The 24,571-nt window shown below is 68.4% G+C and carries 32 protein-coding genes; 15 read left to right on the plus strand and 17 right to left on the minus strand.

The window, feature by feature from the left end; translation table 11 throughout:
* Positions 1 to 877: 877 nt before the first annotated feature.
* Both AB0H56_RS03950 and AB0H56_RS03955 read right to left on the minus strand, forming a co-directional pair.
* Complete coding sequence (locus AB0H56_RS03950) at positions 878 to 1,138, minus strand: hypothetical protein (RefSeq protein ID WP_357156759.1); 261 nt, start codon at positions 1,136 to 1,138, stop codon at positions 878 to 880.
* 473 nt (positions 1,139 to 1,611) lie between these two features.
* Positions 1,612 to 1,836 (minus strand): hypothetical protein, encoded by a 225-nt coding sequence (locus tag AB0H56_RS03955; protein WP_357156761.1) that lies wholly within the window; start codon positions 1,834 to 1,836, stop codon positions 1,612 to 1,614.
* 22 nt (positions 1,837 to 1,858) lie between these two features.
* On the opposite strand from AB0H56_RS03955, the gene AB0H56_RS03960 reads away from it, so the two are divergent.
* Positions 1,859 to 2,020 (plus strand): hypothetical protein, encoded by a 162-nt coding sequence (locus AB0H56_RS03960; RefSeq protein ID WP_357156763.1) that lies wholly within the window; start codon positions 1,859 to 1,861, stop codon positions 2,018 to 2,020.
* Between the two features lie 5 nt (positions 2,021 to 2,025).
* The gene (locus AB0H56_RS03965) at positions 2,026 to 2,415 is read left to right on the plus strand and encodes a hypothetical protein (protein WP_357156765.1); all 390 of its coding nucleotides are present in this window, start codon (positions 2,026 to 2,028) and stop codon (positions 2,413 to 2,415) included.
* Positions 2,416 to 2,449: 34 nt separating this feature from the next.
* Here AB0H56_RS03965 and cutA read toward each other — a convergent pair whose 3' ends face one another.
* The gene (cutA, locus tag AB0H56_RS03970) at positions 2,450 to 2,773 is read right to left on the minus strand and encodes a divalent-cation tolerance protein CutA (RefSeq protein WP_357156767.1); all 324 of its coding nucleotides are present in this window, start codon (positions 2,771 to 2,773) and stop codon (positions 2,450 to 2,452) included.
* On the minus strand, positions 2,755 to 3,384 hold the full coding sequence (locus tag AB0H56_RS03975) for a helix-turn-helix transcriptional regulator (RefSeq protein WP_357156769.1): 630 nt from the start codon (positions 3,382 to 3,384) through the stop codon (positions 2,755 to 2,757). The genes cutA and AB0H56_RS03975 overlap by 19 nt, the downstream gene beginning before the upstream one ends.
* 71 nt (positions 3,385 to 3,455) lie before the next feature.
* Between AB0H56_RS03975 and AB0H56_RS03980 the strand changes: the two genes are divergently transcribed.
* Positions 3,456 to 3,647, plus strand: a complete 192-nt coding sequence (locus AB0H56_RS03980; RefSeq protein ID WP_357156771.1) for a hypothetical protein — start codon at positions 3,456 to 3,458, stop codon at positions 3,645 to 3,647.
* Between the two features lie 141 nt (positions 3,648 to 3,788).
* Here AB0H56_RS03980 and AB0H56_RS03985 read toward each other — a convergent pair whose 3' ends face one another.
* Positions 3,789 to 4,301, minus strand: coding sequence for a hypothetical protein (locus AB0H56_RS03985; RefSeq protein WP_357156773.1), 513 nt, complete (start codon positions 4,299 to 4,301; stop codon positions 3,789 to 3,791).
* Between the two features lie 449 nt (positions 4,302 to 4,750).
* On the opposite strand from AB0H56_RS03985, the gene AB0H56_RS03990 reads away from it, so the two are divergent.
* Entirely contained in the window at positions 4,751 to 4,954 is a 204-nt protein-coding gene (locus tag AB0H56_RS03990) for a hypothetical protein (RefSeq protein WP_357156775.1), read from the plus strand.
* Positions 4,955 to 5,271: 317 nt separating this feature from the next.
* Here the strand turns inward: AB0H56_RS03990 and ligD are convergent, their stop codons facing one another.
* Positions 5,272 to 6,246, minus strand: coding sequence for a non-homologous end-joining DNA ligase (ligD, locus tag AB0H56_RS03995; protein ID WP_357156777.1), 975 nt, complete (start codon positions 6,244 to 6,246; stop codon positions 5,272 to 5,274).
* A 138-nt stretch (positions 6,247 to 6,384) separates the two neighbouring features.
* Here ligD and AB0H56_RS04000 point away from each other — a divergent pair, with 138 nt between their 5' ends.
* The gene (locus tag AB0H56_RS04000; RefSeq protein WP_357156779.1) at positions 6,385 to 6,576 is read left to right on the plus strand and encodes a DUF1508 domain-containing protein; all 192 of its coding nucleotides are present in this window, start codon (positions 6,385 to 6,387) and stop codon (positions 6,574 to 6,576) included.
* A 24-nt stretch (positions 6,577 to 6,600) separates the two neighbouring features.
* Here the strand turns inward: AB0H56_RS04000 and AB0H56_RS04005 are convergent, their stop codons facing one another.
* Entirely contained in the window at positions 6,601 to 7,371 is a 771-nt protein-coding gene (locus AB0H56_RS04005; RefSeq protein WP_357156781.1) for a hypothetical protein, read from the minus strand.
* A gap of 417 nt (positions 7,372 to 7,788) precedes the next feature.
* On the minus strand, positions 7,789 to 7,989 hold the full coding sequence (locus tag AB0H56_RS04010; protein ID WP_357156783.1) for a hypothetical protein: 201 nt from the start codon (positions 7,987 to 7,989) through the stop codon (positions 7,789 to 7,791).
* Positions 7,990 to 8,124: 135 nt separating this feature from the next.
* Between AB0H56_RS04010 and AB0H56_RS04015 the strand changes: the two genes are divergently transcribed.
* Positions 8,125 to 8,961, plus strand: coding sequence for a hypothetical protein (locus AB0H56_RS04015; protein WP_357156785.1), 837 nt, complete (start codon positions 8,125 to 8,127; stop codon positions 8,959 to 8,961).
* A gap of 457 nt (positions 8,962 to 9,418) precedes the next feature.
* Here the strand turns inward: AB0H56_RS04015 and AB0H56_RS04020 are convergent, their stop codons facing one another.
* From AB0H56_RS04020 to AB0H56_RS04030, 3 genes are all read right to left on the minus strand, one after another.
* Positions 9,419 to 10,861: a recombinase family protein gene (locus tag AB0H56_RS04020; protein WP_357156787.1), complete on the minus strand. Its 1,443-nt coding sequence runs from the start codon at positions 10,859 to 10,861 to the stop codon at positions 9,419 to 9,421.
* Positions 10,862 to 10,938: 77 nt separating this feature from the next.
* Positions 10,939 to 11,397, minus strand: coding sequence for a VOC family protein (locus AB0H56_RS04025; RefSeq protein WP_357156789.1), 459 nt, complete (start codon positions 11,395 to 11,397; stop codon positions 10,939 to 10,941).
* An 18-nt stretch (positions 11,398 to 11,415) separates the two neighbouring features.
* A complete protein-coding gene (locus AB0H56_RS04030; protein ID WP_357156791.1) occupies positions 11,416 to 11,736 on the minus strand; it encodes a hypothetical protein in 321 nt (106 codons plus the stop codon).
* Between the two features lie 236 nt (positions 11,737 to 11,972).
* Between AB0H56_RS04030 and AB0H56_RS04035 the strand changes: the two genes are divergently transcribed.
* Positions 11,973 to 12,260, plus strand: a complete 288-nt coding sequence (locus AB0H56_RS04035) for a hypothetical protein (RefSeq protein ID WP_357156793.1) — start codon at positions 11,973 to 11,975, stop codon at positions 12,258 to 12,260.
* Between the two features lie 168 nt (positions 12,261 to 12,428).
* Positions 12,429 to 13,382: an alpha/beta hydrolase gene (locus tag AB0H56_RS04040; RefSeq protein WP_357156794.1), complete on the plus strand. Its 954-nt coding sequence runs from the start codon at positions 12,429 to 12,431 to the stop codon at positions 13,380 to 13,382.
* A 433-nt stretch (positions 13,383 to 13,815) separates the two neighbouring features.
* Here the strand turns inward: AB0H56_RS04040 and AB0H56_RS04045 are convergent, their stop codons facing one another.
* Positions 13,816 to 14,421 carry a class I SAM-dependent methyltransferase gene (locus tag AB0H56_RS04045; protein ID WP_357156796.1) on the minus strand — a complete coding sequence of 202 codons (606 nt, stop codon included), beginning with the start codon at positions 14,419 to 14,421 and terminating at the stop codon, positions 13,816 to 13,818.
* A 93-nt stretch (positions 14,422 to 14,514) separates the two neighbouring features.
* Here AB0H56_RS04045 and AB0H56_RS04050 point away from each other — a divergent pair, with 93 nt between their 5' ends.
* Positions 14,515 to 15,690 (plus strand): DoxX family membrane protein, encoded by a 1,176-nt coding sequence (locus AB0H56_RS04050; protein ID WP_357156798.1) that lies wholly within the window; start codon positions 14,515 to 14,517, stop codon positions 15,688 to 15,690.
* A gap of 641 nt (positions 15,691 to 16,331) precedes the next feature.
* Entirely contained in the window at positions 16,332 to 16,568 is a 237-nt protein-coding gene (locus tag AB0H56_RS04055) for a hypothetical protein (RefSeq protein ID WP_357156800.1), read from the plus strand.
* Here AB0H56_RS04055 and AB0H56_RS04060 read toward each other — a convergent pair.
* Together AB0H56_RS04060 and AB0H56_RS04065 are read right to left on the minus strand one after the other, a co-directional pair.
* Positions 16,565 to 16,894, minus strand: coding sequence for a hypothetical protein (locus tag AB0H56_RS04060; protein ID WP_357156802.1), 330 nt, complete (start codon positions 16,892 to 16,894; stop codon positions 16,565 to 16,567). The two genes, AB0H56_RS04055 and AB0H56_RS04060, sit on opposite strands and share 4 nt — an antisense overlap.
* Positions 16,895 to 16,904: 10 nt before the next feature.
* Entirely contained in the window at positions 16,905 to 17,396 is a 492-nt protein-coding gene (locus AB0H56_RS04065; protein WP_357156804.1) for a MarR family transcriptional regulator, read from the minus strand.
* 137 nt (positions 17,397 to 17,533) lie between these two features.
* Between AB0H56_RS04065 and AB0H56_RS04070 the strand changes: the two genes are divergently transcribed.
* Both AB0H56_RS04070 and AB0H56_RS04075 read left to right on the plus strand, forming a co-directional pair.
* The gene (locus AB0H56_RS04070) at positions 17,534 to 18,895 is read left to right on the plus strand and encodes an MFS transporter (protein ID WP_357157854.1); all 1,362 of its coding nucleotides are present in this window, start codon (positions 17,534 to 17,536) and stop codon (positions 18,893 to 18,895) included.
* 168 nt (positions 18,896 to 19,063) lie between these two features.
* Positions 19,064 to 19,450, plus strand: a complete 387-nt coding sequence (locus AB0H56_RS04075) for an SDR family oxidoreductase (RefSeq protein ID WP_357156806.1) — start codon at positions 19,064 to 19,066, stop codon at positions 19,448 to 19,450.
* Positions 19,451 to 19,459: 9 nt separating this feature from the next.
* Here the strand turns inward: AB0H56_RS04075 and AB0H56_RS04080 are convergent, their stop codons facing one another.
* A complete protein-coding gene (locus AB0H56_RS04080) occupies positions 19,460 to 20,194 on the minus strand; it encodes a helix-turn-helix domain-containing protein (protein ID WP_357156807.1) in 735 nt (244 codons plus the stop codon).
* 46 nt (positions 20,195 to 20,240) lie between these two features.
* Positions 20,241 to 20,975, minus strand: coding sequence for a helix-turn-helix domain-containing protein (locus tag AB0H56_RS04085; RefSeq protein WP_357156809.1), 735 nt, complete (start codon positions 20,973 to 20,975; stop codon positions 20,241 to 20,243).
* Positions 20,976 to 21,365: 390 nt separating this feature from the next.
* On the opposite strand from AB0H56_RS04085, the gene AB0H56_RS04090 reads away from it, so the two are divergent.
* From AB0H56_RS04090 to AB0H56_RS04100, 3 genes are all read left to right on the plus strand, one after another.
* Positions 21,366 to 21,947, plus strand: coding sequence for a CHAP domain-containing protein (locus AB0H56_RS04090; RefSeq protein WP_357156811.1), 582 nt, complete (start codon positions 21,366 to 21,368; stop codon positions 21,945 to 21,947).
* Positions 21,948 to 22,105: 158 nt separating this feature from the next.
* Entirely contained in the window at positions 22,106 to 23,254 is a 1,149-nt protein-coding gene (locus tag AB0H56_RS04095; RefSeq protein ID WP_357156813.1) for a hypothetical protein, read from the plus strand.
* A gap of 160 nt (positions 23,255 to 23,414) precedes the next feature.
* Entirely contained in the window at positions 23,415 to 24,125 is a 711-nt protein-coding gene (locus AB0H56_RS04100; protein ID WP_357156815.1) for a DUF1906 domain-containing protein, read from the plus strand.
* A 4-nt stretch (positions 24,126 to 24,129) separates the two neighbouring features.
* Here the strand turns inward: AB0H56_RS04100 and AB0H56_RS04105 are convergent, their stop codons facing one another.
* Positions 24,130 to 24,492 carry a hypothetical protein gene (locus tag AB0H56_RS04105; RefSeq protein ID WP_357156817.1) on the minus strand — a complete coding sequence of 121 codons (363 nt, stop codon included), beginning with the start codon at positions 24,490 to 24,492 and terminating at the stop codon, positions 24,130 to 24,132.
* Positions 24,493 to 24,571 lie beyond the last annotated feature (79 nt).

Genomic DNA, 24,571 nt, shown 5'->3' on the forward strand with positions numbered 1-24,571 from the left:
CGAGCTGCGTTCGGGAGCGGGTATCGCGAGCTGCGCTCGCGCTGATCTTCGCGGGGGCGTGGTGTCTGTCCCTCTCGGTGTGGCCCGATCTGAGGGCTATCACCTCGCCGCTCTCCAGCAAGGGCGCCTGCGGCGTCGCTACGCGATGGCTGCGCCACCCTTGCCTCCGGTTGGCGAGGTGATCGAGTCGCCCTCAGGCCACACCGAGAGGGACAGACACCACACAGGCCGGACCGCCGCTCAGACCCGGGGATCGCGCCCGAGGGCGCGGAAGGGCATTCCGCTCGCCGCGGGGGCAGGCCGCCCAAAAGGGTAGGCAGGGCAAGGATTGGCAGGTCTGCCGCGGCCACAAGCAGGCGGCCCGAGTCGTCGCCGGGCGGGGGCGGGAGCCCGACAGCAACCTTGCAGCGTCGGCAACAGCCACCAGTGAGCGCAATGACTTTTGCCAAAGCCAGGAACGCATGGCGCGCCTAGCGCATGTCGAGCTCGGTGCGTACCCAGCCCGTGACCCGTCATCCGCCGCGCGGGCTGGACCTTCCTGCGTGGTGGCGAGTGGTTGGCGCTGTGCCGCAAAGTGATGGGCCGCCGCGGTGAGCCGTTGGCGCGCATCGTCGATGTCGAAGTTCTCAACGTCCGGCGCGAGCGCCTGGTCAGCGCACATCGAGATCGGTACGTACCCAGGTGGCGCGTGGTACGCCGCCTCGCCGCGTACGGCCGGGTGGTCCCCCAATAAACCCGTAATCCCGTACCATAGGGGCGTTGAGCAGGAATGTTCTGAGTAAACGCAGGTACGTTCCTGGTCGAACAGGCAGGAAACCCCCGGCCCGTCTTTGCAGAGACGGAACGCGGGGGCATCCTCATCCAGGGCTTGATCCTGTCAGTTGATCAGACAGGCCAGGATCTCTCCCGAATAGCGAACGATCGCCGTCAGCACGGTAACTACCGGGTTGGCGGCGTCGTCGTTTCCGACGACTTGCGCAGCCCAGTAGACCGTGCGGATCGTGCGCAGGTGCTCCAGGAGCGGCTGCGCGCCTGCTCGAGTGATGGTCACGCCCTTGCGGACGATGGCCATTCCCTTGCGGGCGGCGATCGTGGTGGCCTTGCGGCCGTTTTTCTTGTGCGCCGTGGCGGGGTCCATCGGGGCCCACCCTTCACGCTCAGGGCCCGAGGGCCTGTTGGTGTCCGGGCGATTGCGGCGGACGGGCAGTCTCGATACGAGCGGATCGAGACTCCCCATCCGCCACACTCTTTGCGGAACGCAGGTCCGGGAGAGCGGGCGAACAAGACGGCGAACCCGCCGCGGGGGCCGGGCGGATTCGTCGTGTAGGAGTCTACTGGTAAGCCCAACTTGCAGTGCCCCTACAACACCCCGTGGTCGTGTTGTCTGAGCATGTGTCAGAACGCCATTCGGTGATTCTCGATGATCCCCATTGATCCCCATTGATCCCCATTGATCCTCGGTGCGCTTTCGGCACCGGCCAGCGCATGTATGTGTCGTTCGTCACACATGTCCTTCTGGTGGATCTAGTTGTCGTTGACCACCGCGAAGTAGATGCCCGTCGGCGCCGATACTGCTGTCGTGCTGGGCATCCCGCGTTCCGGTTGTGGTGCTCAGTGCTCGCAGTCGATGTGGACGGGCGGGCTGTAGACGGTGGCGCCGCACGCGAGGCAGGTGTGCGCGCGGTGGTGCCCGCCGACACGGCGGCACGGCATCGCGGCGACGAGCACGCGCCCGGCGCCGAGCCGGTGCCCGTTCGGACAGAACCGCGGCGAGGGCTCCGTCCACACTCCGAGCCGCAGATAGGGCCGCGTCGACTCGCACACCGATACGAACATATGTTCGACTATAGTATCGATTATGCAGGTAGGAGACTTAGTCCGCATCGGTACGAACGGCGTCAGCCAGTTCAGGATCCTCGAGATCGACGACACCTCCGCCCGGATCGAGCCGACCCTGGACGCCCCCGGCGCGTACCCGTTCTCGATGCGGCTGATCGACCTGACCCCCTGGACCGAGTGAGCCCGATGAGCGGCGCTGGGGACGAGTCGAGCGGGGTCGCGCGGACCGAGGGAACGTCCCCGCGGCCGTTGTACCCGCAGGTGCAAGGGCACTTCGCGCGGACCGTGGTGGAGGCGCCGAAGCCGGTGTGGGTGCGGCTGGACGCCATCGTGATCCGCGATCCCGGCACGCCCCGGCACGTCAACGGCGCCGGGCTGGACATGACCGGAGAGCGTCCGGGGCTGCTCACCCACTGGGTCCCGACCTATGCCGGCGAGTGGCTGGGCCGGGTCACCTACTCGATCGGCTACGCCGACGGGCGCCCGGACCTGCAGCTGACCGACCAGCTCGTGCCCGCCTACGCCCTGCGGCCGCGCGCAGCCGATCCGGCTGGGCGTCGGCATTCGTCGGGCTGACCCCGGCTCGACCGCGTCTCCCCGCTGGTGGTCGTCAGTCGGTTTGGGCCAGGACCCATTCGCGGTAGCCGTCGTGCGCCTCGACGATGGGCACCGCCAGCACCTGGGGTGTGTCGTAGGGGTGTTCGACCGAGGCGCGCCGGATGATCTCGTCGACCGAGGACGCGCGGGTGTGGATCAGCACGAGCGCTTCGGCATCGTCTTCGATCTTGTCCTCCCAGGCATAGATCGACCGCACGGCGGGGATGATGTTGCCGCACGCGGCCAGCCGGTCGGCGACGAGGCGCCGGGTGAATTCGGCGAGCCAGTCGGTGGATTCGGCGGTGATCGTGATGGTGACTAGAGACTCTTCGGCCATGTGTGCAAGTTTCCACCGCTGGCGCGCAGCAGGTCCACCAGCGGCTCGGCCAGCTCGCCGCGGCGGGTGATCGCGCCCCATCCCCGGATCACCAGGCCGGCCGCGGACTGCCCGACCCACGCACCGGCCATGGCAAGTCCCTGTGGGTGCAGGGCCAGATACAGCGAACCCTTGGACCGCACAGCGCCTTCGGTTGCGGTGTACCAGCCGATCAGCGATTCGTTGTCGAACAGGCGTAGCTCCCCGGTCCAGGTGTAGGAGCCTTCCTCGACCGGGCGGGCGCGGGCGCCGTCGAGGAACAGGAACAGCCCGTCCTGGGTGATGTCGAGTGGATGCGTGTCGACGCGCTCGCCGGTCTCGCCCCAGGTCTGCCAGGCCGCGGTCCACTCCCCTGCCAGCTCGAGGGTGCGCGCGCGTCGTCCGGCCAGTTCGTAGACCGAGACGCCGAGGACTTCGGCGAGCTGGGTGCCGGTGGTGATGTCGACGGTCGCCTCGCCGGATTCGTAGCGGGAGATCGTCTTCTGGTCGGTGCCGATGAGCTCGCCGAGGGCGGCCTGGGACAGCTTGAGCTGCTTGCGTCGGCGCCGGATCACCTCGCCCGTGGATTCCATCCACCCAGCCTATTTCAGACGAAATCGTCTGACGTAGACGGCTGCGACTTTCTCGGAGCAGAATCGTCGCCATGTTCAACGCCGCGACCCGGGAACGACTCGACGCCCTGATCGCGCGCGCCGAACGCCGCTCCCTGGGGATCCGGACCGCGAACGAACCGCCGTACGGGTGGGAGCTCTACAGCCCGTTCCGGGTCGTGTGCCACGGCAGCCTGGACAACCTCGACAGCTGGCTGACCGCGGCGGAAAGCCGCGACCGGTGATCCTCGCCGGATGGGCACTGGCCGTGCTGGTCCCGCTCTCGGTCCTGATCGGCACGATCGCGTGGCCGTCCACGAGCGCGCCTTCCGGCACCGAGGAGGTCCACCCCGAGAGAATGCGGGGCGCGAGGCCCACCGGTTGAGCTACAGGAGGCCTCGCCGGCCGGTGATCAACACGATGAACAGTGGCACCTCGAGGTGGCGGGGCCAGTCGATCTCGGTCATCTCCGGGTCGGCGGTCAACAGCAGCAGCGAGTCGAGCTGGCCGGTTTCGGCGTAGCGGACGAGCTGGTCCTGGACCACGTCCACGGCCCACCATCCGGCGCCTTTGACCTCGACCCCGGCGCGGTGCTCGTCGTCGAAGGTGGCTAGGAAGTCGATCCGGCAGCCCTTGGCGGCCGCGGTGCCCACCGACAGGTCCAGCTCGTGGTCGATGCTGACGTCGTTGTCGACGCCGGCGTCGGACCAGGTCTCCCGGATCAGTTCGTGGAGCTCGTCCTCGTCGCAGTACCGGCGATCGACGCCCTCGTCGGCGAACGGGTCGGTCAGCAGCTTGAAGTAGTTGTTCCAGATCGGCGAGCTGTGCGCTTGGCCTGGCCGCAGGCACGCCCGGTGGATGTAGTGATCGTCGAAGTCGCCCGCGCTGGCACCGCGCATAGCCGCCCCCTGGATGCTCGTTCGTACGGCAACAGGATGGACTGGGGCACCGACAGATTCGGCCCAGATAGATGTTTGAGTTGCGGTCCCCGAATTTCGTACCGTCCGTCGCATGAACGTTCGACTGCCTGCTGCTCGCCGGTATCCCGTGCCAGGGTTCTGCAAACTCCGTGAAACAACGCGTCGCGAAACACCGTTCCCGTCACCGACAACGACGAGCAGAGCCGCTCTACCTGGCACTTCGGTTCAGGACGGGCGACCCAGGGGCGCCGAAACCCGCTCGGGCAGGACCCATTCGGCATCGCTGGCGGGGTGGGTACCGTTTGCCTGTCGAATCGGCCGGATACGATGCGTACTGTTCGGCGAAACCGAGCACGGACGAAAGTCTGCACCACCCCCAGCTAACGGACACACCCAGTTTGAGCACGGGAGGAGGTGAAGATTTTCAGATGCGCAAGGATGATCTGGACGGGCCCCTGGGCCCCAACGAGGACCACCCGCACCGGCAGTTTGTGAAGTGGCTGATGCGGTTCGGCGAGGCTGTCGTCGTGGCTTGTCTGCCGGTACTGCTGACCGCATGGTTGCAGGGACCGCAGGCGTGCACCGACCCGACCAGTCCGGCCGAATCGGTGCACGTTGAACACTGCGTGTGACGTCGACCCTGGTAAGTAGTCGTCACCGTGCCCTGAACCTCGGCCGCCAAGCTCTTGGCGGCCGGGGTTCTTCCTTTTCGAGACTTGTCGATTGACAAGGCCCTCGCGTTCGAGGACTTGTCAATCGACAAGGGTCTCGCGCTATCAGAGATTACAAGCAGCGATACGTCCCCAGCGTAGGGGAGGGTCCGAATTCGGACCATGCCCAGATCGGGATCCACCGGGCCTCATCCGAAATACCCCGGGATTCACCGGGAGCCAGCGATCCGTAGCCGCGGAAAACCAGGCGGCGCAGCACAGGCGGCTACGACCGGCAATCAAGCAGGTAGGCCGACCTCGTCGGGGCTCTTGTCGGTGCGGATCCCGCGGAAGCTCGGGTGCCGCAGCAGCCCGTCGCCGCTGACCTCCCGGTACTCGATGTCGGCGACCAGCACCGGCTCGACCCACCACGCCGCCCGCCGCACCGACGCCGGCGCCGGGTCAGCCAGCGGACTGGTGTCGCGCCGGATCTCCTCGAGAGCGGCGCGCAGGCTGCGGCGGGTCTCGGTGGTGAAACCGGTGCCGACGCCGCCGATGCAGTGCAGGCGGCCCTCGGGGGTGTGCCCGGCCAGGACCAGGCCGCCGAAGGTGGCCGCGTTGGGGCCGGTGCCGGGGACGGCGCCGACGATGATCGCCTCGGTCGTGAGCCGCAGGACCACCTTCGTCCAGGCCGAGGAGCGCCGCCCCGGCTCGTAGATCGAGTCGCCCTTCTTGCAGACGATGCCCTCCAGGCCGGTGTCGGCCGCAGTATGCAGCAGCTGCTCGGCGTCGTGGTCGGCCAACGACCAGTTCGGCGGAACCCGCACGCGCGCACCGTCGTCGAGGCGCAGGTCGCTCAGCTCGGTCCGCCGCGAGGTGTAGGGGTCGTCGAGCAGGATGTCGGCGTCGAGGGCGAGCACGTCGAAGGCAAGGTAGTCGACACGGACCTGCTCGATCAGCGCGGGCGCGGGGCGCTGGACGTGCATGCGCCGCTGCAGCCGGGAGAACGACGGGGCGCCGCGGGCGTCGGGGGCGACGAGCTCGCCGTCGAGCAGCATGGTCCGCCCCGCGGTGATCTCGACCAGGGCGGCGACGACTTCGGGGTAGGAGGCGCTGATGTCGCGCAGGTTCCGGCTCCACAAGCTCACGGCCTCGGTGGTGCTGCGGGCGATCGCGCGGACGCCGTCGAACTTCATCTCCGCGTACCAGCCGGCGGGCGGCCGCGGGGGCCGCCCGGGTTTGGCCAGCATCGGTGCTGGCACCGCCAGACCCATACCCGGCACCGTATGCCCCGGTCGCGCAGATCCTGGGCAGGGCAAGGTCGCGGCGGCGCGGCGGCGCGGGCCCGACCCGGCGCCGGATCTATCCTGCGGTGATCGAGGCGTTCTTCTTCAACGTGAGGTAGGTGCGCGATGGCGGGCAAGTTCGAGATCTTCGCCGATCAGGGCGGCAAGTTCCGGTGGAGGCTCAAGGCCGGCAACGGCGAGACCATCGCCGCGAGCCAGGCCTATGAGTCCAAGGACGGCGCGAAGAAGGGCATCGCCTCGGTGCAGAACAGCGCCGCGGGCGCGGAGATCGTCGACCTCACCACGGCCGGAAAATAGGCCCGGTCCACGCCCGAGGCTTTCTCACTTTCGGCGCTGCGCGAGCCACGCTTCCAGGGCGGCGGTGGCAACTTCGGCGCGGGTGAGCCCGTCCTCAAGCGCAGCCTGTTCCACTCGTGAGGCCAGGTCGTCGTCGATGCTCGTTGCGAAGTTCGCCTTGCCCGCCGGCGCTGGTGTTGGACACGTGGCGAGTTCGAGCCAGGGGAACTTCTCGACGATTTCCCTGAAGTGGGTGTGGTCCAACACGATCGGGTCGCCGTTTTCGAACCACTGCAGGATCTCGCAGGTCGCCGCGCCGTCGGCGCGCGCGACGCCACCGCGGTGGGCGACGTCGTTGCGCAGCTTGCGGAGGTCGCCGAAGAAGGGGATCTGGAAGTCGCGGGGCTTGCACCCGTGCGCCTCGGCGAGTCGGTGCCGGTACTCCTCCTCCCAGCGGGAGTAGAACGTCGGCAACCACATCCGCCCACCCCAAGCATGGTGCTCGCTGCCGTAGGCGAGGGCGTCGAGCAGCAGATCGGCCGCGATGGTCGTCGGCGATCCCTTCCAAACAGGTTGCAACCCAGCCGGGTCCCAGACGTCGAAACCCGCAGGGGTGCGGCCCTTCGTCACGCTGTAGTGGTGGGTCCGTCCGAGGATCGGAAAATCGATGCCTCTGATCAGCTGAACGGCCGTCGTGCCAGCTCGGGGCGCCATGCGCGCCACCGCGATTGTGAGCAGCAGCTCGGTTCGCATCTCTTCGAGGATCGCGACGACGGCATCGCTGCCGATCAGGTCTGTGCCTTCATCGGTGTTCACGATGGTGATGCTCCCACCCGGCACCGACGCCGAGGCTGAAGCACAAGGCCGCGCTGAGGAGCGCGCACCGATAGCAGCCCACGTGCGGCAGGTCGTCGTCGATCCCCCGCCAGGCGGCGGCCGGGGTGGTCTGCTCGTCGACGCCGATAGCGGCGACCGGGGTACGGCAACGCGGTCACCCCGCCGGCGGCCGAAGTTCTCGGATGCGCGCTGGCCGAAGCGATCACCGGCGAGCCGATCGAACGCTTCGCCGCGGCCATGCCCTTGCCGAGGTGCGGCGGGCACCGACCAGTGCCGAGAAGCGGCCGGGCCGCTGACCCCGGCTTCCGGCGCGCAACGCTCCGAACCGGTAGATCGTCGGGGAAGGCGTCGGGATCGCGGACCGATGGGTGTGGGCGGGAGCGCCGCCCACACCCATCAGCGCAGTACTGCGATGGTTCCCAGCACTGCGCAGCCGATGAGCACCGTGGTGCCGGCAGCGGTAAAACCTGCCTGCACCGCGGTGACGATGTCGTGGCCCTGCCGCATCTCAAGGATGACCGTGCCCAGACCGAAGACAGCGGCGACCAACAGGATCACAGCGATCGACAAGACCATGACGGTCTTCGCGAGCTTCATCTCGACACCGCCTCAATACCCGATCTGACCAGGGGAAACAGTACGTATCTCATAAACCCCGAAGATAGGCGCGAGGGGTGCAGCACGTTGGTACGTGACATGGACATGATCCGTGGGGCGGCATAGATTTCGCGTATGGCCGTTGCATCTAGTCCTCGTATCGACCTGGATCGCGATCAGGTTCTGTCGGTTCCAGGTTTCGATGACACGATCACCGTGATCGCCGACATCGAGTACGACGCGGCCTTCGAAGGGGACCCTCCCGACATCGTGCGCGGCACGCTGATGATGCTCACCGCCCACGGGCGCGGAACTGCCCCGAAGGTTGCCGCGACGACCACTACCTCGTTTGGCCACCATTCTGGGGGCGAGATGAACCATTTCGCCCTGATTGGCGGTTTCAGCAGCCACATTGTGGCGGTCGAGGGCGTTTTCGACCCAGCTGCCACCTACAGCGTCCTGGTCGACACTCTGCGCGCGGAGCGGGTTTACAACCGGATCATCGGTGAACGTCGTGAGCTGGCCATCGCGCTGCTACGGGAGGCGCGTAAGAGCTACACCGACCTCGACGAGAGGGCCCGGTGGCGTGTCCGAAGCTCAGGTAGAGGCCCGTACAACAACTTGCTTCTGGTCGCCGTGCGCGTCGGCCTGTGGCATGGCGTCGACCTGTCCCTTGTCAGGTCCGAATCCGGCCTCGACAAGGAAGAGATGGCGCGCGTCGAGCAGTGGATCGAGGAGGACGCGACCTACACGCCGATCTTCCTCGACGTCACCGCGGTCGCCGAACGGGTCAACGTAGACCCCGCCACCATTCGCAGCTACCTCCACCGCGGCCGCTTGCCCCCTCCTGCTCCGATCACTCCAGACAAACCCGTGTGGGAATGGCGTGTGATCGAACGGTGGCACCGGTCACGCCGAGGTCAGGGGTGGGCAAGAAGACGACCCCTGGACACAGCATGGGCGCCGACCTGAGTTCAAGACCTGACGCCGCCACTGGACATGAAGGCGAATAGGGTAGGGGAGCATCGAGCGGAAATCCGGCGCTAGTGTCGCCGGTTCGGTGAGCGGGGTTGGGCTACCGGCTCGGAACCACCATGTGCCGCAGAGCGTTCGGAAAACGACCATTTGCTGAACACTCCGCTGACGGCCGAGTTCGACGGCGGACTCGCAGGAGTGGATGTTCGGAAACCGTTGAGAAACCGACTGCCTCATCCGAGGTTGTCGAACACGTTTCCCGAACGGGCGGAGCATGCCGCTGGTGGTCTGGTCCGGGATCAGCTTGGCCGTCGTGCTCGGCCACGCCTCCACGCTGTCTTCCTGACTGGCTCCGTTTCGTGTCAGAGACGCCGCGAATTGGCCGCCAAAAACCGGCACATCTAACGAGGTAAACGCGCTGTCCAGCATATGAATCTGACTGCGCTGTACACGGCTAGCGTGGTGTGATTATCACAGTCTGAGGATCGAACGTCTTCCGTCCGCGAGGGTGGGGGAGTAGTCGCACGGTGCACAGCAGATCGATAATCGCGCGCTGTGCGGCAAGGTCGGCGTCATCGAACGCATCAACCGGGGACGGCGCCAGCAGGATTGCTGCTGCTGACGGCCCCGCAGCGAGATTCGCTTGTTTCGTATCGAGTTCGGCAAGTGTGGCGTTTGCTTCGTCGCGGATCTCGGCATACAGAGCGCCGTCGATCAGTTCGGCTTTGTAATCGGCCCTGGCGCGGTTGATTCGATCGCGCAGCTCTTGCTGTTGCTGGGCCACGCGAGCGGCATTCTCGTTGTTCTCGGGTACGAGCAGGTCGGACAGGTCCGATTGCCGTAGCCGACGATGTACGAATCCCTCGACAAACTTGTCGACCTGCTGGCGCGACCTCATTACGTGGCCCGCGCACCGGTACCGCGTGCCGTGTGCGCGTACAGGCCTGTCGCAGCCTTCTATGCCACAAAGGTAAAGGCCGGAGCCGAGGTGGCGGCGCTCAGTTCCCTTTCGGTTCGACGCGCGTTCGGGATCGTCGAGGCGCTGCTGGACCGCGAGCCACAGCCCGTCGGGCACGATTGCCGGCCACTCGCCCCGAACTGGTGCGCCCGCGGCGTCGCGGACGATTTCGCCCTCGAACATGCTCCACCCGGCGTAACGCGGATTGCGGAGGATGCCGAGCACCGAGGTGGGGTTCCACGGCCGACCGGATCGCGTTGGGAGCGCTGGCACAGAGGGCGGGAGGATCTGCAGGTGAGTCCGGTCTCCCGCCTCGCGCACGACCTGTTGGGCGCCTGAAAGGGCGGCCGCGAGGGCCTTCAGTGACGTGCCGGTCGCGAAGGCTTCGTAGACCTCGCGAACTGCAGTGGCCTCATGCTCGATCACCTCGCCGTCCAGGGTGTACCCCGTGGCGCGGATCCCGCGTGGTGGCCGGCCTTTGCCTGCGCGCTGCTGCTGTGCACGACTTTGCCGGGCGCCTTTTCGTTCCATTTCGGCGCGAGCGACAGCCGCCTTGATCCGGGCGTACATCCGACCGCCATCGGTCTGCAGATCGGCCTCGCCGTTGGCGGTTACCATCCGCAGGCCCCGGCTCTCCGCCGCATCAATCCAGTCCTCGAGCTGGCGCGGCTGCCGGGTAAGGCGGTCGAGGTCCCAAGTAATCAGCGCGTCGAAGTGGCCGGACTTGAAGTCCTCCACCATCCGGTCGTAGGCGGGGCGCTTCTTGACCTTGCTGAACGCGGATACGCTGTTGTCGGTGTAGACCTCGACGACGTTCCAGCCGCGGTCACGAGCGATCTTCTCGCAGTCCTCGCGCTGGCGTTCAACCGCGAGCCCCTCGCCGGTCTGATCGAGGCTCACGCGCAGGTAGATGACGGCACGGACGGTGTCAAAAGGCACACGTTATTCTACTACGGAACGCCGTGGAGTTCAGATTCAACGTGTAAGTGGGCTGGTAGCCCGCGGGACTGACGAGGTCACTCGGCATCGTCGGCTGGTGTGCTGAGTTGTTCGGCTAGGCCGAGGAGGATGCCTTCGGGGCCTCGGAGGTAGCAGAGGCGGTAGGCGTCTTCGAATCGGACCACCTCGTCGCTGACCAGTTCCGCGCCGTGGGCGCGGAGGCGGGTGAGGGTGTCGTCGAGGTCGTCGACCGCGAACATCACCCGGAGGTAGCCGAGGGCGTTCACCGGTGCTCGGCGGTGATCGGCGATGACATCCGGTTCGATGAAGCGTGACAGTTCGAGGCGGCTGTGGCCGTCCGGGGTGCGCAGCGTGGCGACCTCGATGTGTTGATCGCCCAGCCCGGAGACCCGGCCTGCCCACTCGCCCGCCACGAAACCTTGGCCCTCGAGCTCGAGGCCGAGCTCACGGAAGAACTCGATCATCGCGGCGAGATTCTCGACGACGATGCCGACGTTGTCCATCCTGACCGTCATGGCGCGAGTCTATGCCGATCACCACGTCACGAAGATCCACAGGAAGAAACCCGAGGTCGTCACCGCGGCGACGGCGGCCGAGACAAGGGCGATCCTGAGCTTCGGCAAGGTGACCCAGGCGACGGCGAGTAGGCCGACCGTCACGGCGACGGGGACCAGCCAGGTATCCATCAGCCAGGGCAGTGTCCACCCGGTGGCGATCTCGAGCTGGAGTACCGCGATCATGGTGCCCCAGGTGAGCAGATAGCCCGCGACGACACCGAGAACGATCTGCGCCGCGGCGGCGGCAATCCGGAATCCTTTGGAGCGCGACAGCCCTGCGGGCGCGGACGCTTTCATGATGCCGACCTCCAGTTCTCGCGGTCCGTGTTCGCGGCGAAGCGGTCGGCTCCGACGTGTGATCCATTGTGCCTGAGGTGAATCGGCGTCACCTCAGCGGCGTTCGTCGATGTGATCACCGGTATTCGTGGAACGCTGATCTACTGTGAACTCCCGGACGGAATTCTTGTCGAAGTGAATGCGCGTTCCGTGAATTAGCGCCACGGCCAGGCGACATTCCTGCTTCGAGATTGTTCATGATGGCTGTTCTGCGACGTACAGTTGCGGACGTTCCTCTGTTCGACTTCGGCCGGTTCTACGAGAGCGAGGTTGTCATGAGCGAGAAATCGGGTGTGTTGGCAGCGGCACTGGCGATCGCCTGCGTCCTCACCGGCGGGGCGGGTGTGGCCGCGGCCGAACCGGCGGCTGCCCCCGCCGCGGAACATCGGCACGAAGCCATGGCGGGTTTCTCCGCGGTGCCCTGCCTGCCCTGGATTCTTCCGCCCAGCGTCAATGTCAGGGATTTCCTCATCTGCCTCGCGTGACCGGCCCGGGTCCACCTGGTCCAGGGCGGCGCCGCTTCATCAGACCGCACACCAGGGTGGGGTTTCGTGCACCCTGCGGGGGTGGGGCTCGAGCACTCGGGGATCTGATGGGGGCGGGCGATTCGGGGGAGAGTTGATCCTGTCAGCGCACGTGGACAGGAGGCTCCGATGTCGAAGATCAGCACGATCGGCCGTACGGCGGAGCGGCGCGTGTCGGTGGCGACCGAGGACGGGGTGGAGCTGGCGGTGCGGGAGTACGGTGCGCGGCGGGCGGAGCTGACGGTGGTGCTGATTCACGGGCACTGCCTGCGGACCGAGTCGTGGACCGATGTGCGGGACGCGCTGCTGCGCGAGCACACGGGCGCCAAGGTGGTCTGCTACGACCATCGTGGGCACGGGGAGTCGGCGGTGGCGCCGCGGGAGACCTACAACCTGGAGCAGCTCGGGCGGGATCTGCACGCGGTGCTCGAGGTGGTCGCCCCGACCGGGCCGGTGGTGCTCGTCGGGCATTCGATGGGTGGCATGACGGTGCTGACCTACGTCAACCGGTACCGGCACGAGGTGGGCAACCGGATCATCGGTGTCGGCCTGGTCGCGACGGCGGCGAACGGGCTGGCCGACGCGGGCTTCGGGCGGCTGCTGCGCAACCCGATCATCTCGGTGTTCCAGGCGGCTGTCCGCACCGCGCCGCGGCTGATGCAGCGGGCGAAGATGCTGGCCTGCAAGGTGTTCGCGCCGGTCGTGCGCGCCGCCGAGTTCGGTGATCGCACGGTGAGCCCGCGGGTGCTGGCGCTGTCGGAGGCGATGCACAACGCGACCTCGATCGTCACCATGGCCACCTTCCTGAGTGCTTTCAAGACCTTCGACCGCACCGACGCGCTGCCCGTACTCTCGCGCATCCCCACCCTGATCCTGTGCGGTTCGGCCGACCTGATGACGCCCCCGTCGCACTCGATCGTCATGGCCGCCGCCGTCGACTACGCCGACTTCGTGATGATCGAAGGCGCAGGCCACTCGGTGATCCTCGAGCAGCCCGCCCAGGTCGCCGACGCCATCGCCCGCCTGGTCAACCGGGCGGACTCCGCCCAGGTCGGGACCACCGGGCTCGCGCTAGCGGCCTGAGCCGACGCCATCGCCCGCCTGGTCCGCCGGGCCGACGCCGCCGACCGGGTCGAGAGCTCCGGACTCGCCCTCGCCGCCTGCGCCTTCCAGGTCGCCGAAGCAGGACACGAGCAGGGACGGTAGGGCAACGAGCGGGGGAGGTAGGGCAGCGAGCACGGACGACAGGGCAACGAGCACGGCGCGTCGTTCACGTCGACAGCGCACCGGGCTCGCTGCCGCTCGAGTCGTCTGCGGCTGGCTGCCTGGCTGCGCAGAGGCAGTGGTTCGGAGAACGCGTCGCGCGATCCGCGAAAGCTGCGACCCGCGAGAGCTGCGACGCGCCGAGCGTTGAGTCTACCTACGGGGCCGCGCCGGCCGTCCCCTGCCACGACCGGCCGAACCGGCCGACCCCCTGCCACGACCGAGGGGCCCGCGCACTTCGATGGTGGCCTACCTACTCCCGATTCCGCTCGACGGCGAGCACTGCGTACGTTCGCGCCTCACCCACCCGCGGCCGCCGGCACCGCTCGAGCTCGGTGAATCCGGCGGCGCCGAGCAGGTCGGACAGGTCGTCGACCGGCCAGCGGTAGGCATCTGTCACCTTGTGGGGGAACAGCTCGACCTGCTCATCGGAGTCGAAGAAGCCGAGGACGAGGCGGCCGCTCGGGGCCAGGACACGGTGGAACTCGGCCAGGATCGCGGGCAATTCCGCGGGGGTGAAATGGATGAGGGAGAACCAGGCGAGCAGGCCGCCGATCGACGCGGGCGGGGCGTCGATGGCGCGGAGCGAGTCGATGCGGAACGGGATGTCGGGGTACCGGGAGCGGGCGTGCGCGACGAATTCGGGGACGAGGTCGATACCGGTGGCCGCGAGGCCGGAGGCGTGCAGGACCTGGGTGAAATGGCCTGGGCCGCAGCCCAGGTCGAGGACGGGGCCGTCGGTGAGGTGGCGCAGGACGAAGGCGGTGTCGTCGGGGTCGATATCGCTCGGCGAACCGAACAGGTCGATGTAGAGCTCGTGGATCGCGCCGTAGGCGGAGCGGACAGTGGTGTCGGACATCGGATCGACGGTAGCGGCTGTTTGTGCGCGCGGGGACAGGGTAGGCGAGAAGGGGAGCCGTTTTCCCAGGTCGTGGACGAAAGGGAGCTGACGATGCCGATCAAACCTCTCCGGCGGGTCGCCCGCACACTGCTGGCCACCACGTTCGTGGCGGGCGGGGTGAACGGGTTGATGAATCCGAAACCGCGGTTCGCGGCGGCGAACGCGCTGGCCGATCAGGGCCGCGAGCACCTGCCGGACGCGCTGGCCGCGAAAGTGCCCGAGGATCCGAGCCGGTTCGTGCAGATCAACTCCGTCGCGCAGATCGCCGGGGGATTGTTGCTGCTCAGCGGGCGCGCGCCGCGACCGGCCGCGTTCGTGCTGGCCGCGACCGTGGTGCCGGGTACCGTCACCGAACAGGATTTCTGGGCCGAGACCGATCCGGACCGGAAGGCGGCCAAGCGGGTCGGCTTCCTCAAGGACCTCGGCCTGCTCGGCGGGTTGCTGATCGCCGCCGCCGACACCGAGGGCAAGCCGTCGCTGGGCTGGCGGGGCAGGCGCGCGGTGCATTCGCTGGTCGACCGCAGCCCGAGCCTGGCCGAGCAGGCCCGTGACGAAGGCACCGTGCTGCTCGAGGCCGCGAAGTCGCGTGGGGCGCAGTTGGCCGAGGTCGTCAAGGAGCGTGGCCCGCAGCTGGGCGAAGCGGTGCGGGAGCGCGGGGCGCACGTGGCGGAGGTCGCCAAAGAGCGCGGCCCGCAGCTGAGCGAGGCCGTGCGGGAACGCGGCGCGCACCTGGCCGACATCGCGCGTGACCGTGGGCCGGAGCTCGGCGAAGCGGTGCGCGAGCGTGGCTCCCACCTGGCCGAGATCGCCAAGGACCGTGGCCCGGAGCTGGGGGAAGCGGTGCGCGAGCGGGGTTCACGCCTGGCCGAAGTCGCGAAGGAACGCGGCCCGGAGCTGGGCGAGGCGGTGCGCGAGCGTGGTGCGCGGCTGGCCGACATCGCGCGCGACCGCGGCCCGGAACTGAGCGACGCTGTGCGGGACCGTAGTTCGCATCTGGCCGCGGTCGCCAAGGACCGTGGACCGCGCCTCGGCGACGCCACGCGCGAGACCAGCGCTCGGCTGGCCGAACTCGCCCGCGAGAACGGACTCGCCCGCGACCGCGGCCACACCGTCCGCGATCGCGGCACCCACCTCGTCGAGACGGCCCTCGACCGCGGCGCCCACCTCGCCGAATCGGCGCGCGACCACCTGTCCGACGCCGCCCGCGAGACCCGCCGCCGTCGCTGACCCGCTGCGGCTCCGGAGGCATTGGTCTGCCGGTACCCCGTCGCTGCTGACCCGCCGACAACCGGTCGCGTCGACCCGCTGCGACATTCGCCGCCGCTGGTCTGCCGCGACCCGACACTCGCCCGACTACGGGCGCGGTGACGGTGGCCAATCCCGGTGTCACCGTCGCACCTGACGCCGGGCCGAGACGATCACGTCACGGCCCGGCGTTTCGGTGTGTGGACAGCATGCCACCGTGTCCCGCAACGCGTTCCACGCTGTGGGCCCCGCGAACCTCTACCGTTCGGGCCGAATCGAACAGTCGTCTCGGATGCCGCCACCGACGAAACTCGTCATATGCGTGCGACACCTCGGCCGGACGCGACCGCCGCAGTGACACCTCCCCGGTGCCCCGAGATCCGCGGTCTGTCGCACCATCCCCGGCCCGGCGGAGAATGAACACGGGTCGGGACGGTTCGCCGAACAATTCACCACGAGAAACCCGCGCGACGGTCAATCCGTGCGAATCGGGCGCATTGGGTACTGTCGGCGTGAATACTGCGTATTCGCAGTGCTTTTCGGAGAGTGGGTCGTTACTGATGTTGTCGGGTCGTGAGACGTCCAAGCCATTTGCCGTGCGGGTTGCCCTGATCGGGGTCGCGATGACGATCGGTCTGCTGGGTGCGGCGGCGCCCGCCGCCGCGCTTCCCGGCGTGCCGGGTTCGGGGTCGGCCTCCGGGTCGGCCGATCTGGCGACGGGATCGGCGTCCGGCTCCGCCTCCGGTTCCTCGGCCGCCGGTGCCGCTGGCGCGGCGGGTGCCTACCTGAGCTGGCAGTCCTCGCAGTTCATCCAGAAGGCGATCCAGATGCTGCTCGCGGTGCCACGCAACCAGATCTAGCTCTTCTTCCAGGCCTTTTCCCAGCGCTCGGCGGCCCAGTCGCGCACATCGGCGCTCACCAGGATCGCGGGCAGCAGCAGGGTGAAGCCGAGCGCGAGCAGCACCAGCCGCAGCAGGACCTCGAGCTCGGCCAGCGCGCGCAGCAACGCGGGCAGCACGCAGAGCCCCGCGAGCACGACGAGGGCGATCGCCGCGAGATTGCGGCCGGGGCCCGCGATCAGCGCCGCGCAGACACCGAAGCACAGGCCGAGGACCAAGCCGCCGACGCCGACGAAGTAGTTGTCCCAGGCGAGCCAGCTCGGCCGGGAAGACCGTTGAGTGACCACGCGGCGCAGCTTAGCGCGCCTCGTGGTCCCTTCGGGGCGGTCTCGGCCAGGGATTTCGCTCGATGCGCTCGACCGAGCGATTGAATTTGCCCATCAGTCTGCTGAATTCGGCGACGTCGTCGGTGTCCCAGTCGGCCACGACCCTGCCGATCCCGGCGGCGCGGTGGCGCTGATCGGCGGCGAGCGCGGCCCTGCCCTGGGCGGTCGCCCGGACTTTGCGGGCGACCCCGCCGTCGGGATCCGGCACCCGCTCCACCAGATCCTGTTTGAGCATCGCGCCCACCTGGCGGTTGATCGTGGAGATGTCGAGCTGGAACGCCTCGGACAGTTCACGCAGGCTCAGCGGCTCGTCGAGTTCCAGGCGCGTGAGGATGAGGAACGCCGAGCGGTCGAGCTGGAAACCGGGGCGGCGCGGGGCGGTCGGGAGGTGGCGCGCGATCAGGTTCAGCTCGAACACCAGGCGGGTGAACGGGGTGTCGTCGTCGAGGCCGGAATCGGACATGCGCCAACTATGTCGGGTGCGTTACCTCGACGCCAAATTGTGCACCATACACACGGTATGTACTGTACATATTCGTGTCTGTATCCACCGCCGACGTCACGCCGGCCACCCCTGAAACGCGCGGCGTCACCCCGGCCGTGCTCATCGCGGTGCTCAGCACCGTCGGTGTCGTCGTCTCGCTCATGCAGACGCTCGTCATCCCGATCATCCCGTCGCTGCCGACGCTGCTGAACACCTCGGCCTCCAACGCCTCCTGGGTGGTCACCGCGACGCTGCTGGCCGGCGCGGTCTCCACCCCGATCGCGGGCAAGCTCGGCGACATGTTCGGCAAGCGGCTGGTGCTCGTCGCCAACCTCGGCTTCATGATCGCCGGCTCGGTGATCTGCGCGAGCTTCTCCTCGCTGCTGCCCGAGATCGTGGGCCGCTCGCTGCAGGGCGCCGCGGTGGGCGCGATTCCGCTGGGCATCAGCATCATGCGCGACGAGCTGCCCGCCGGGAAGGTCGGCGGCGCGATGGCCGTGATGAGCGCGACGCTCGGCGTCGGCGGCGCGGTCGGCATGCCGTTCGCCGCGGTGATCGCGCAGAACGCGGACTGGCACATGCTGTTCTGGACCGCGGCCGGGCTCGGTGTGGTGTGCGCGGTGCTGGTGTTCGTGTTCGTGCCGGAGTCGCCGGTGCGCACGCCGTCGCGCTTCGATTTCGGTGGCGCCCTCGGGCTCTCGATCGCGCTGCTCACGCTGCTGATCGGCATCACCAAGGGCGCGGACTGGGGCTGGGGCAGCCCGTCGATCCTCGGGTTGTTCGCCGCCTCGCTCGTCAGCTTCCTGCTCTGGGGCTTCTACGAACTGCGCCAGTCGGCGCCGCTGGTGGACCTGCGGGTCTCGGCGCGCCCGCGCGTGCTGTTCACCAACATGGCCTCCATCGCCGTCGGTTTCGCGCTCTACGGCATGTCGCTGACCTTCCCGCAGCTGCTGATGGCGCCGAAGGAGACCGGCTACGGCTTCGGTCTGTCGATGGTCGTCGCCGGTCTGGCGATGGCGCCGGGCGGTCTGGTGATGATGCTGCTCTCGCCCGTCTCGGCGCGGCTGTCGGCGGCGAAGGGGCCCAAGCTCACGCTCGCGCTCGGCTCGGCCGTGATCGGCCTCGGCTACCTCTTCGCGGTGGTGCTCATGGACAGTGTCTGGCAGATCGTGGTGGCCGGGATCATCGTGGCGGGCGGCGTCGGCCTCGCCTACGCGGCGATGCCCGCGCTGATCATGGGCGCGGTGCCGATCACCGAGACCGCCGCCGCGAACGGCCTGAACTCGCTGATGCGCTCGGTGGGCACCTCCACCTCGGCCGCCGTGATGGGCGTGGTCCTCGCGCACATGACGATGCAGCTCGGGTCGCACACCCTGCCCTCGCGCGAGGGCTTCCACACCGCCTTCTACATCGCGATCGCGGGCGCGGTCGTCGCCATCGCGCTCACCCTCTGCATTCCGGCCCGCAAGGCCGAGTAGCCGTCAGCCCTGCTCCCGATGGCCGACGTGCCCGGGCCGGGAATCGGCGCCGAGCATTGCCGAAAGATGCCGCAGGAGAAGCCGCAACGTGTCTTCGAGGTGCGCAGCTCGCACTCACGGGTGAGGACGGCGGTAACGAGATCGTCGACGGCGGCGTGCCCGAGTGGCGTGAGCTCGACGTCGACGGTGCGTGAGTCCGGACGGCCGGCCCGCACGACGAGTCCCATCGGCTCGATCGCCGCGGACAAGGGGGCTGGTTCGTACGGCGCCGCCAAGGCGGCCGTCGCGTCGTGGAATGTCGACCTGGCCCGGCAGGTCGGGGCCAGGGGCATCACCGCGAACATCGTCTCGCCGGGCTATATCGCCGACACGGAGTTCTTCCGGGACAAGCTCACCGCCGAACGCCGAGCGGCCCTGCTCGACGCGGCGATGACCAAGCGCGCCGGAGCGCCCGCCGACATCGCCGCCACCGTGCGCTTCCTGGCCTCACCCGGCGCCCGTCAGATCACCGGACAGACCGTCGCCGTCAACGGCGGCGAATGGACGACCCGCTGACCCGGGGGATCAGTCCTCGATCCGCTTCGGCGCGTAGACGACCAGCGACCACTCGCGGCGCGGAATCAGGGACGCGCCGAGGGAGTGCACCGTCATGGCGGTGGTCGCACCGGTGAGTGGATCGCGGAAGTACATCAGCGGGTCGTCGGTGGAGCCGGGAAAGGCCGGTTCGCTCGTCCAGAACTTCGTCCACTCCGGGGCGCGTTCGCAGGACTCGATGATCTCGTCGAGCCGCTGCTGCGTGGCCAGGCCGGGACCCATCAGCCGGAAGGCGTACACGCACATGTGCACCTGCTGCTCCCAGTCGATCAGCGCGATCTTGGCGCGCGGGTCGAGCAGCATCCACTCGAGCATCGACATCCCGGTGTCGAGGCCGGGGAACAGCAGCCGCCAGGCGGCGTTGGTGGCCACCACGTCGAAGGTCGGGTGCATCTGCAGGCTGGCCGGGTGGGTGATCCCGTCGAGCAGCACCTGATCGGCGGGACGGACCAGCGGGGCCGCCGCCGGGTCGTAGCGGCTGCTGATCGACAGTGAGACGAGATGATCGCGCATCGCCTCGGGCACGCTCAGCGCGTCGAACAGCGCGCCGAGCGCCTCCAGGGTGGGGGTGCGGGTGCCCTGTTCGATCTTCTGGATGAGCCCGGGTGAGATCCCGGCCGCGGCACTGAGCGCGGCGCGGGTCAGCCCGGCCGACTCACGGCGCTCGCGCAGGTAGCGCGCGATGGGCGGGTGTGGATTCTCCACGTGGCGATGATCCTCTTTCTCGGTCGATGCGGGAAGGGGTCCGGTCTCAGGCGCCGGGTCGCGGCACCATGAGGACCAGGGCCCACGGGCGCCGCGGCAGCCCGAAGTCCAGGTTGTGCAGGGCGAGCGCGGTCGGCTCGCCGGTGTCGACGTGGCGGACGAGCAGTTCGGGGTTGTCCATGCCGTGCGGTGGAGGCGGCTCGGTCGTCCACAGCCGGTCCCACTCCGGTGCGCGCGAGCAGGACGCGACGAGTTCCTCGATGCGCGCCTTCGGCACGAGGCCGGGGCCGATCACCCGGAAGCTGTAGACGCTGGCGTGGATCTGGCGTTCCCACTCCACGACAACCGTGCGGGCCACCGGATCCAGGAGCATCCATTCGAGCAGGGTCGTGCCGGGGACCAAACCGGGGAACTGCCGGGTCCAGGCGTGATTGACCGCGTAGACGTCGAAGGTGGGGAAGGACTGCAGACTCGCCGGATGGGCGAAGCTGTCGAGCAGCAGCTGATCGGTCGCGGGCACCGGGAGCGCGGGCGGGGCCGGTTTGCCGTACCGGTCCGCCAGCGACAGCGACACCAGGTGGTCCCGGAAGGGGTCGGGGATCTGCAGGGCGGCACACAGCGCGAGCAGCGCCTCCAGGGTCGGCGCGCGGGTGCCCTGCTCGATCTTCTGGATCAGACCGGGCGAGACCCCGGCGATCGCGCTCAGCGCCGCCCTCGTCAGACCCAGCGATTCGCGGCGTTCGCGCAGGTAGCGCGCGATCGGCGGATGCGGGTCTGCCATCACACGCTCCTCGTTCGCGTCGCTGGGACAAATTGGGACAGTCGTCTAGCTTGACCGACAGTAAAGCGTTAGCAAAAATTCTCACAGCCGGGCGGATGATCGCACGGCAACCGGTTCGGCGCAGGGTGACCGTGCGCGGGCCGGGTCAGTGTGTTCCGGAGCGGTACGTGTTCGAGACCACGTCCGCGCCCCGTGCGTGGACGTCGCCGGAGGGGACGGCACGCACGCAGTGCGCGCCGAGAGCGCGGTAGCGAACCGATGCCCGGGTGGCGCAGGGGTCCACCCGGTACTCGAAAGCCCACCCGGCCCGCTCCGGAGCACACTCGTCGGGAACCACGGACGCTTCCGGTTCGTCTTAGAGTGCAGTAGACAGATCGAAAGCGGGGGGCGATGACGCAACTTCAGGAACCTACCGGCCGGCTCGGCCGCTGGGTGCTCGGCATCTCGGGATTCCTCGCGGCGACTGCGGTAGTCGTCGTCGGGCTGGTCTGGTGGCAGCACGACTGGGGCGAGCCGTTCCCCGCGCTGGACTCCGAACACCTCGACGAACAGCAACTCTCCCTGGTCGAGGTGCTGCGCAGGGAGTACGAGAATCCCGGCGCCGGGACGAAGTACGCCGAGGGCGTCGACGAGGCCTGGTGCGCCGATTTCGTCAGCTGGACCATGCGTGAGGCGGGGCGCCCGCTGGCCAATCCGAACTCCGGCTCCTGGCGGATTCCCGGCGTCTACACGCTCACCGAGTACTACCAGCAGGTCGGCCGATTCACGCCCGGCGACGTCGGCTACCGGCCCCGCCTCGGCGATGTCGTGCTGTACGGACCGTCGAGTCCGCTGGGTCAGCACACCAACATCGTGTTGAAGGCCGAGGGCGACGAAATCACCACGATCGGCGGCAACGAGATGGGTGCCGTGCGGGTCCGCACCATCAACGTGTCGGAGACCACTGATCTCGTCGGCTACGGGCGTTTCTGAAATCGATTGTCGCTCAAGACAACTGCCCAGCTCCTGGACGGCGGTACCAGGGCGATGCCCGTACCATGGAGTTGGTGGCGCCCGGCAGCGCCACCGGCGCGCCTCCGTCCTGCTTCCCCCTCATCGGCAGGACGGAGGCGTTGTGCCACGATGGCTGGGTGCACGCGAAGGTGACCGAGGAAGCGCGGCGAGACCCGATGTGGATCGAGTATGCCGATTTCGGCGAACGTTTCGTCACCTACGCCGTCACCGAGGAGCGGATCGCGGCGGCCGTGTCGGGGATGACCGGGCGCGGCGTGCAGATCGGCCCGTTCTCGCTGGGCCCGGCCGGGCTGGCCGGATTCGCGGCCGAGGGCGCGCTCGGCACCCCGGTGGTCACCCGCAACCCCGGTGACGCGCTGGCCTTCGGCGTCCGCATCCCGCTCACCCTGGCCGTGAAACTCGTGCTCGGCGGGCGCAAGCTGAAGCTGGCCGCGGTGGTGGAGATCGGGCTCACGCTGCACGCGCGCACGGCCGAACCCCTGCTGGTGGTGATCGATGTGGCCCCGGTGACAGCCAAGGACGTCAGCTTCACGCTGCGCGCCGAGGCCATCGACACCGCCTGGGAGATGCTGCTCGATCCGATCGCCGGACTGGTGCAGCGCGAGGTCGCCAACCGCGTCAACGCCATCGTCGGCGACCCCAAGGTCCGTTCCGAGCGGGTCTTCGACATCGAGGCGATCCTGGACGGATACCGCTCGCCGCACCGCAACGACACCGTCTTCGAGTGGATCGACTTCCGCGAATTCGGCCTCCGGTTCTTCACCAGGATCGTCACCAGGGAACGGGTGCACGACGTGGTCGCGCAGATGGCGGGCAGCGAGATCGCGGTGGGACCGCTGTCCGAGGGCCCGCGCGGCGCGGCGACCGTGACCGTGCGCGGCGCCATCGAGCAGCCGCGGGTCACCGACCGTGGTCTGGGCGAGCCGGGCGCGCCGCGGATCTTCGACATGACCTTGCCCGTCGGGCTCGACATCACCGTCGATGTGCTCAAGGCCAACCACTACCGTGCCGACCTGCGGATTCCGCTGGTCCTCACGGCCAGGGCGGCCGAGCCGCTGCAGATCGTGATCGATGTGCCGCCGCCCGCGCTCGAGGACATCTCCCTGGAGTTCACCGCGAAGGGCCTGCGCGCGGCGACCCTGGCCCGGCTGGCCGGGATCAAGAAGCAGGTGGTGGCGCAGGTCGTCGCCGTGGTCAGCACCGAGCTGGCCGATCCGACCGGCCGCACCATCGACGTGGGCGCCGCGATCGACGGCGCCACCTGACCCGTGTGACCACTGGGACGAATGTGACCTTTGGTTCTAGCGGTTCCTGTGTGGTTGTGGTGCAATGAGTGAACGTTCGAGGCTCCCGGCGCGCGGGATCGGGGAAGGCGCGCCGGGCACGCTGCCGGTTGCAGGTCGGGTTGCGCGAAGGAGTCCTTAGATGCGTTCTGTTCCGGTGACCCGGCGCGGGTTCTTCGGCTTCGCGGCCGCCGCGGCCACGGTCGGCCTCGGGCTGTCCAGCGCGCCTGCCGCCGCGCAATCCCTCGGCACCCTCATCGATTACGCCGCGGGTGTGCCGTCGGCCGCCGCCATCAAGGCCGCCGGGCACATCGGCGTGATCCGCTACGTCTCCGATCGCCGTCCCGGCGCGGAATGGATGGCGGGCAAGCCGCTGCTGGCCGCCGAGGTCGAGGATCTGTGGCGGCACGGGCTCTCGATCGTGTCGAACTACCAGTTCGGGAAGGGGCCGACGGCCGACTGGCGCGGCGGCCTCGAAGCGGGCAAGCAGCACGCCGAACGCGGCTGGGCCCTGCACTCCGCCGCGGGCGGCCCCGACACCGCGCCGATCTACGCCTCCATCGACGACAACCCGAGCGAGCAGGAGTTCGAGGAGATGATCGCGCCCTACATCGAGGGCTGGCAGGCGGTCCTCGGCCCCGACCTCGTCGGCATCTACGCCAACACCCCGACCATCGACCGCGCCATCGACGCGGGCCTGGGTTCCTGGTTCTGGCAACACGATTGGGGCACGCCGGACGGCTACGTGCACCCGAGCGCGCACCTGCACCAGTTCGAGATCGATGAGCGCGCCATCGACGGTGTCGGCATCGATCTGAACAACGCCCTGGCCGAGGACTACGGCCAGTGGTGACCCGCTAGGTCTGGCAGTGGCAGGTCGCCCCGGCGACCCGCATGTCCGGCTCGTCGTCCGGGACGACCCGCAGTGTGGGCCGCTCGCCGGGCTCGGCGAGCACCCCGCGCCACGACAGCAGCGACCAGCGGGACAGGCCCGACAGCGCCGAGCCGATGCTCGCGAACGAGCCGGACGAGATCAGCGACCCGAACGAGCCGACCGAGCCGACCGACAGCACCGAGCCCACGCTGCCGATCGAGAGAACGGAATAGGCCGAGCCGATCGAGAGAATCGACCCTTCGGACCGATACGACAGGATGGAACGGTTCGACCGCCTGCTCCGAATCGACCGAGTATCGCGGGGTGAAACTCGTGTGGTCGCCATGGTTCTCGGTCTACCACATCGCCGGTCCCGCGTGAACCCGTGAACGACAAGAGCCCGGTCCCCCTGACGGGTGGACCGG

Origin of the sequence: Nocardia sp. NPDC050717 (assembly GCF_040654275.1) — a bacterium.
GTDB lineage: Bacteria > Actinomycetota > Actinomycetes > Mycobacteriales > Mycobacteriaceae > Nocardia.

Coding starts and splice junctions, on each gene's coding strand:
- AB0H56_RS04100 (WP_357156815.1), top strand. CDS start 23,415: ATGCGTTCTGTTCCGGTGACCCGGCGCGGGTTCTTCGGCTTCGCGGCC.
- AB0H56_RS03960 (WP_357156763.1), top strand. CDS start 1,859: ATGCAGGTAGGAGACTTAGTCCGCATCGGTACGAACGGCGTCAGCCAG.
- AB0H56_RS04085 (WP_357156809.1), bottom strand. CDS start 20,975: ATGGCAGACCCGCATCCGCCGATCGCGCGCTACCTGCGCGAACGCCGC.
- AB0H56_RS04035 (WP_357156793.1), top strand. CDS start 11,973: ATGATGGCTGTTCTGCGACGTACAGTTGCGGACGTTCCTCTGTTCGAC.
- AB0H56_RS04090 (WP_357156811.1), top strand. CDS start 21,366: ATGACGCAACTTCAGGAACCTACCGGCCGGCTCGGCCGCTGGGTGCTC.
- AB0H56_RS04015 (WP_357156785.1), top strand. CDS start 8,125: ATGGCCGTTGCATCTAGTCCTCGTATCGACCTGGATCGCGATCAGGTT.
- AB0H56_RS03965 (WP_357156765.1), top strand. CDS start 2,026: ATGAGCGGCGCTGGGGACGAGTCGAGCGGGGTCGCGCGGACCGAGGGA.
- AB0H56_RS04000 (WP_357156779.1), top strand. CDS start 6,385: ATGGCGGGCAAGTTCGAGATCTTCGCCGATCAGGGCGGCAAGTTCCGG.
- cutA (WP_357156767.1), bottom strand. CDS start 2,773: ATGGCCGAAGAGTCTCTAGTCACCATCACGATCACCGCCGAATCCACC.
- AB0H56_RS04045 (WP_357156796.1), bottom strand. CDS start 14,421: ATGTCCGACACCACTGTCCGCTCCGCCTACGGCGCGATCCACGAGCTC.
- AB0H56_RS04030 (WP_357156791.1), bottom strand. CDS start 11,736: ATGAAAGCGTCCGCGCCCGCAGGGCTGTCGCGCTCCAAAGGATTCCGG.
- AB0H56_RS04040 (WP_357156794.1), top strand. CDS start 12,429: ATGTCGAAGATCAGCACGATCGGCCGTACGGCGGAGCGGCGCGTGTCG.
- ligD (WP_357156777.1), bottom strand. CDS start 6,246: ATGGGTCTGGCGGTGCCAGCACCGATGCTGGCCAAACCCGGGCGGCCC.
- AB0H56_RS03985 (WP_357156773.1), bottom strand. CDS start 4,301: ATGCGCGGTGCCAGCGCGGGCGACTTCGACGATCACTACATCCACCGG.
- AB0H56_RS04065 (WP_357156804.1), bottom strand. CDS start 17,396: ATGTCCGATTCCGGCCTCGACGACGACACCCCGTTCACCCGCCTGGTG.
- AB0H56_RS03990 (WP_357156775.1), top strand. CDS start 4,751: ATGCGCAAGGATGATCTGGACGGGCCCCTGGGCCCCAACGAGGACCAC.
- AB0H56_RS04025 (WP_357156789.1), bottom strand. CDS start 11,397: ATGACGGTCAGGATGGACAACGTCGGCATCGTCGTCGAGAATCTCGCC.
- AB0H56_RS04010 (WP_357156783.1), bottom strand. CDS start 7,989: ATGAAGCTCGCGAAGACCGTCATGGTCTTGTCGATCGCTGTGATCCTG.
- AB0H56_RS04105 (WP_357156817.1), bottom strand. CDS start 24,492: ATGGCGACCACACGAGTTTCACCCCGCGATACTCGGTCGATTCGGAGC.
- AB0H56_RS03980 (WP_357156771.1), top strand. CDS start 3,456: ATGTTCAACGCCGCGACCCGGGAACGACTCGACGCCCTGATCGCGCGC.
- AB0H56_RS04055 (WP_357156800.1), top strand. CDS start 16,332: ATGACGATCGGTCTGCTGGGTGCGGCGGCGCCCGCCGCCGCGCTTCCC.
- AB0H56_RS03955 (WP_357156761.1), bottom strand. CDS start 1,836: ATGTTCGTATCGGTGTGCGAGTCGACGCGGCCCTATCTGCGGCTCGGA.
- AB0H56_RS04050 (WP_357156798.1), top strand. CDS start 14,515: ATGCCGATCAAACCTCTCCGGCGGGTCGCCCGCACACTGCTGGCCACC.
- AB0H56_RS03975 (WP_357156769.1), bottom strand. CDS start 3,384: ATGGAATCCACGGGCGAGGTGATCCGGCGCCGACGCAAGCAGCTCAAG.
- AB0H56_RS03950 (WP_357156759.1), bottom strand. CDS start 1,138: ATGGACCCCGCCACGGCGCACAAGAAAAACGGCCGCAAGGCCACCACG.